The organism is uncultured Campylobacter sp., from assembly GCF_938031315.1.
GTDB lineage: Bacteria > Campylobacterota > Campylobacteria > Campylobacterales > Campylobacteraceae > Campylobacter_B.
The window spans coordinates 1-4,940 of sequence record NZ_CALHHT010000247.1 but is presented as its reverse complement, the minus strand read 5'-3'; the positions used below and the strand labels follow the sequence as shown (position 1 = coordinate 4,940).

The 4,940-nt window shown below is 47.4% G+C and carries 5 protein-coding genes and 1 tRNA gene; 5 read left to right on the top strand and 1 reads right to left on the bottom strand.

Annotation, left to right across the window (positions count from 1 at the left end; translation table 11 throughout):
* Nucleotides 1–365: 365 nt before the first annotated feature.
* Nucleotides 366–1,043 (bottom strand): response regulator transcription factor, encoded by a 678-nt coding sequence (locus Q0236_RS06285; protein WP_297916135.1) that lies wholly within the window; start codon nucleotides 1,041–1,043, stop codon nucleotides 366–368.
* A gap of 326 nt (nucleotides 1,044–1,369) precedes the next feature.
* Here Q0236_RS06285 and Q0236_RS06280 point away from each other — a divergent pair, with 326 nt between their 5' ends.
* From Q0236_RS06280 to Q0236_RS06260, 5 genes are all read left to right on the top strand, one after another.
* A complete protein-coding gene (locus Q0236_RS06280) occupies nucleotides 1,370–1,666 on the top strand; it encodes an HU family DNA-binding protein (protein ID WP_177389243.1) in 297 nt (98 codons plus the stop codon).
* Nucleotides 1,667–1,736: 70 nt separating this feature from the next.
* A tRNA-Leu gene (locus tag Q0236_RS06275) sits at nucleotides 1,737–1,823 on the top strand.
* Between the two features lie 115 nt (nucleotides 1,824–1,938).
* Nucleotides 1,939–3,372: an acetyl-CoA carboxylase subunit A gene (locus tag Q0236_RS06270; protein WP_297916132.1), complete on the top strand. Its 1,434-nt coding sequence runs from the start codon at nucleotides 1,939–1,941 to the stop codon at nucleotides 3,370–3,372.
* Nucleotides 3,373–3,380: 8 nt separating this feature from the next.
* The gene (locus Q0236_RS06265; protein WP_297916130.1) at nucleotides 3,381–3,662 is read left to right on the top strand and encodes a hypothetical protein; all 282 of its coding nucleotides are present in this window, start codon (nucleotides 3,381–3,383) and stop codon (nucleotides 3,660–3,662) included.
* On the top strand, nucleotides 3,655–4,389 hold the full coding sequence (locus tag Q0236_RS06260) for an arginyltransferase (protein ID WP_297916128.1): 735 nt from the start codon (nucleotides 3,655–3,657) through the stop codon (nucleotides 4,387–4,389). The genes Q0236_RS06265 and Q0236_RS06260 overlap by 8 nt, the downstream gene beginning before the upstream one ends.
* Nucleotides 4,390–4,940 lie beyond the last annotated feature (551 nt).

Here is a 4,940-nt window from a genome sequence, read left to right as displayed (position 1 = left end):
CGCTAAATTTTAAAATTTCGCCGTAAAGCAGGGCGCTTTTAAATTTAGCAGCCGCGCCGCTTTAAATTTTTAAAATTTACCCTTTCGTTGCCATGGGCTCTGTCTTTTACAACTCGTCTTGCGCGTAGAGCCGAACTGCTTGCCGAATTCGACGATAAAATTCCGCGCGCATCTAACCGCGTGCTAAATTTATAACCACAAAATTTTATCGTAAAATTTTAACGCTTCAGTTGCGGCGCCTTAAATTTAAACGGCAAGATCGCGCGGACCGACTTGCGATTTCAGTTTCGCCGCACGGGTGCCTATTAAATTTAGAGCCGCGTGCGGCTAAATTTTATCGCTCCGCTCGCCGGGCGCAAGCCCGCTTACTGTATCAGCTTGTATCCTACGCCGCGGATGGCGTGGATGTAGCTAGGCGCCTTGGACGTTTCGCCAAGCTTTAGGCGGATGCGACCGATGATGACGTCGATGCTTTTGCTCGAGGATTCCTCGCTTATGGAGCTGCAGTTGTAGATGAGCTCCTCGCGGGTGATCGCGCCGCCTTCCTTTTTGATGAGATACGAAAGCACGTCGTATTCGGCGATGGTGAGCGACAGGGGCTGTCCTTTGAAGCTGATGACGTGGCGGAAATCGTCCACTTCGAGGTCTTTTTTGGGCTTTGCGGCGCGCTGGAGCGAGTTTATGTCGTAGCGCTCGATGTGGCGTTTGATGCGCGCTAAAAGCTCTTGCGGATTATAAGGCTTTGGCAGATAATCGTCCGCGCCGAAGTCAAAAGCGTTGATCTTATCGGTCAGATCGTGGCGGGCGCTTGATATTATGATCGGTATATCGGTGTTTTTGCGGATCTCTTTGCAGACCTCAAGCCCGTCCATCCCAGGAAGCGTGAGATCTAAAATCACGAGGTTGAAATTTTCTAAATTTAACTTAGAAAGCCCCAAAAACGGATCGTCCGCGACGGTGACGTCGATGCCGAATTGTTGCAGATATTCGCTTAAAATTTCGGCGAGTTCTAAATCGTCCTCTATCATTAAAATTTTAGTCATAAAAAACCTTTGAAATTTTGCGCGGATTATAACAAAATATAGTTTATATATTTTAAAGCGGCAGGCTGGGGCGAAATTTTATAAAAATGAGGTGCGGAGGGGTAAAATTTTGAAATTTTTCAAAACCGGGCGAAATTTCAAAAATCAACCCCAAAAATATGGCGGAATTTTGAAATTTAAAGAAGCAAAATCTGAAAAATTGACGAATTTGGGCTAAATTCGGCTAAATTTTGCCGATTTTTGCGTTTTTTTCTTAAAAAACTATTGTATTTTTTGCGAAACTATTGTAGAATACCGCCGAAACCACTTTATTTTAAAGGATTAGCATGAAAAAAGCTGATTTTATCCAAGTAGTTGCCGAGAAGGCAGGTCTTTCTAAAAAAGATACCGTTAAGGTAGTAGATTCTGCACTTGAGGCTATCAAAGAGCTTTTGGTAAAAGGTGATGACATAAGCTTCATCGGCTTCGGATCTTTCGGCATCGCAGAGCGTGCGGCTCGCGAGGGTAAAGTTCCTGGCACAAACAGAACTTACAAATCTCCTGCTACTAAAGTAGTAAAATTTAAGGTTGGCAAACAGCTAAAAGAGGCTGTTGCAGCTGCAAAAGGCAAGAAGAAAAAATAATTTTCTTGCTCCAAGCCCCGTCTTCGGGGCTTATCTTTTTTAAATTTATACAATCATAACTTTTTAAAATGCCCGAGTGGTGAAATTGGTAGACGCACCAGACTCAAAATCTGGCGAGGGCGACCTCGTGTCGGTTCGATTCCGACCTCGGGCACCATAAATCTTCTTTAAATTTTATCTGTAATTTCAACCGCCTTTTGCAAATTTCAACTTGCTATAAAATTTTTTATACTATTATTACCGCGGTATTTCTTTAAAAGAGGCAATTATTTATGATACGTAAAATTCTTATCGCCAATCGCGGCGAGATCGCGGTTAGGATCATTAGAGCCTGCAGAGATCTGCATATCGGAAGCGTCGCGATCTACACCAAACCCGACGTCGATTGCTTGCACGTAAAAATCGCCGATGAGGCCTACGAGGTCAGTACCGATGCGCTAAAAGGCTATCTGGACGCCAAAAAGATCGTCGAAGTCGCCAAGGAGTGCGGTGCTGATGCGATACATCCTGGATACGGCTTTTTGAGCGAGAATTTTGACTTTGCAAGAGAAGTTGAGGACGCGGGCATTATTTTCATCGGTCCGAAACCCGACGTTATTCGCAAAATGGGCAACAAAAATATCGCTCGCTATTTGATGCGCAAAAACGGCATTCCGATCGTACCAGGCACTGAAAAGCTCAATCACGAGAGCATGGATACGATCAAAAAATATGCGCGCGAGATCGGCTATCCCGTGATTTTAAAAGCTAGCGGCGGCGGCGGCGGACGTGGTATCCGTGAGGTGTGGGACGAGAAGGATATGCAGAGCGCCTACGACTCGTGCACGAGGGAGGCGAAGACCTTTTTTAACAACGATGAAATTTTTATGGAAAAACTCGTCGTCAAGCCGCGCCATATCGAGTTTCAGATCATCGGTGATAATTACGGCAATATCATTCACCTTTGCGAACGCGATTGTTCTATCCAGCGCCGCCACCAAAAGATTATCGAGATCGCGCCGTGCCCCTCGATAAGCGAGCATCTACGTAAAACGATGGGTACGACCGCAGTAGCTGCGGCAAAAGCGGTGAATTACACCAACGTCGGCACGGTGGAATTTTTACTCGACGATTACAACAACTTTTATTTTATGGAGATGAATACCCGTATCCAGGTCGAGCACGGCATCACCGAAGAGGTCACGGGCGTCGATCTCGTCGTGCGCCAGATCCGCATCGCAAACGGCGAAATTTTAGAGCTTGAGCAAAGCGACATTAAGCCGCACGGCTACGCGATCGAGGCGCGTATCACCTCCGAAAACGTCTGGAAAAATTTCACCCCCGTTCCCGGCACCGTCAGCGACTATTATCCAGCGCTAGGTCCTTCCGTGCGCGTCGATAGCCACATCTACAAAGGTTATAAAATTCCGCCGTTTTACGACTCGCTTCTAGCCAAGCTCATCATTAAAACCACCGACTACGACCTGGCCGTCAATAAGCTAGAGCGCGCGCTGAAGGAGTTTCGCATCGAGGGAGTGCGTACGATCATTCCGTTTTTGCTTAGCATCAGCAAATCGCGCGAATTTCGACTCGGCTTTTTCGACACGAGCTATGTAGAGAAAAATTTAGACAAAATTTTAGAAAACACCATCGACGATATGCAGCCGAATAAAAACGAAGCGGTCGCCGCCATCATCGCTGCGATGCGTAAATCGGCACGGATTTAGGAAAGAGCATGGATTTTTTAGATAGCCTAAAAGATATAAAAAAGGATATGCTTAAGGACAAGGCGGCAAGCTCCGCGCCCAAAAAGCCCAAAAAACCTAATCCAAATCGCGACGAGTTTAAAGATATTTTTAAAGATGACGATTTGAGCTTGCAAAGCGGGGGCGTCCTAGACGGTGCCGCGGAGGAATTTGACATAGCCAAAGAGAGCATCGCCGCACGCGAAAAGCGCCTCAAAGACGAGTTTTTAAAATACGTGGACGCGGCGAATATCAAAAAGCTGAATGACTGAAATTCCATTTTGTACGCTGGATTTTGCCTGCCCCTATCTAGGCGGCAGAGCCGCACGCAGCGAGTATCTCTACATAAAAGACTGCGACTTCGAGTATAATTCAAATTTAGTGCAGCATGGCTACCGCCGCTTCGGCAGGTATTTTCAAAAGCCCATTTGCGCAGCCTGCGCGGAGTGTAAAAGCTTGCGCGTTGATGCTTCAAATTTTAAATTTAGCAGATCGCATCGCCGCGTCTATAAAAATAATCGCACGACCGCCTATGTATGGCAATCTCGCCCGCTTTTAAACGATGCGCGTTTGGAGCTTTTCGCGCTCTATCACGACTACATGCATCTAAAAAAGGGCTGGCCTGTGCAAGAGATCGATTTTGAGCGATATGATGAAATTTACGTCCAAGGCCACGGCGACTTCGGCAAAGAAATTTCTTACTACGGCGAGGACGGGCGGCTTATCTGCGTCGATCTCATCGATATCGTGGATGACGGCATCAGCTCGGTGTATTGCTACTACGATCCGTATCTGCCGCATCTAAGTCTGGGTAAATTTTCGCTTTTAAAACAGATCGAGTTCGCCCAAGATCTGGGGCTACGATGGATCTATCTGGGCTACGCGGTGAAGCAGTGTCCGAGCCTAGCGTATAAATTTAGCTACGAGCCGTATGAAATTTTAAACTCATACGTAGAGCTTGACGTCCCCGCCGTGTGGGAGGGGCGCGTAGAGAGGTAGGTTCCACGCGCGGGCGCTCCGAAACAGCCTAGACATAGGCGCTGCGTAGAATGGTAAGTTTTACGCATCCGTACAGCGACAGCGCGCAAGAGCCAAGATCGTGCTGCCGCGCAAAATTCGGTCGCGCAGATACGACGCGGTATGTAAAAACGCGCCTCGGCGTCAAATCTCGCGCTGAAATTTATCGCCGCTCGGCCTGCAAAAATATCCGCGGTGATGAAATTTAAGGCGAGGAAATTTAAAAGTAGAGCAGATGGATTTGCAAATTTTGCGGTAGGCTCGGCATTTGCGTGTCGCGAGACGCCACATGCGGCTTTTGGACGTACGTGGCTCTTGAGTGCGCGCGAAAAAGGGCGATTGGTTTCGGCACCGCAGCGACTAGTTTCGGTTCCCTAGCGGATACCGCCGCTTAAGCGGCGGAGCGAAAAAGAGGGTGGCTGATTCAAGGCAAATTTATCAGCTCGACTTTGTTTTCCAACGTTTTTGGGATCAATAAAACCTTGCCGTCGCTTGAGATGTCCGCAGGCCTTTGCATCGCGCCGAGGTTTATT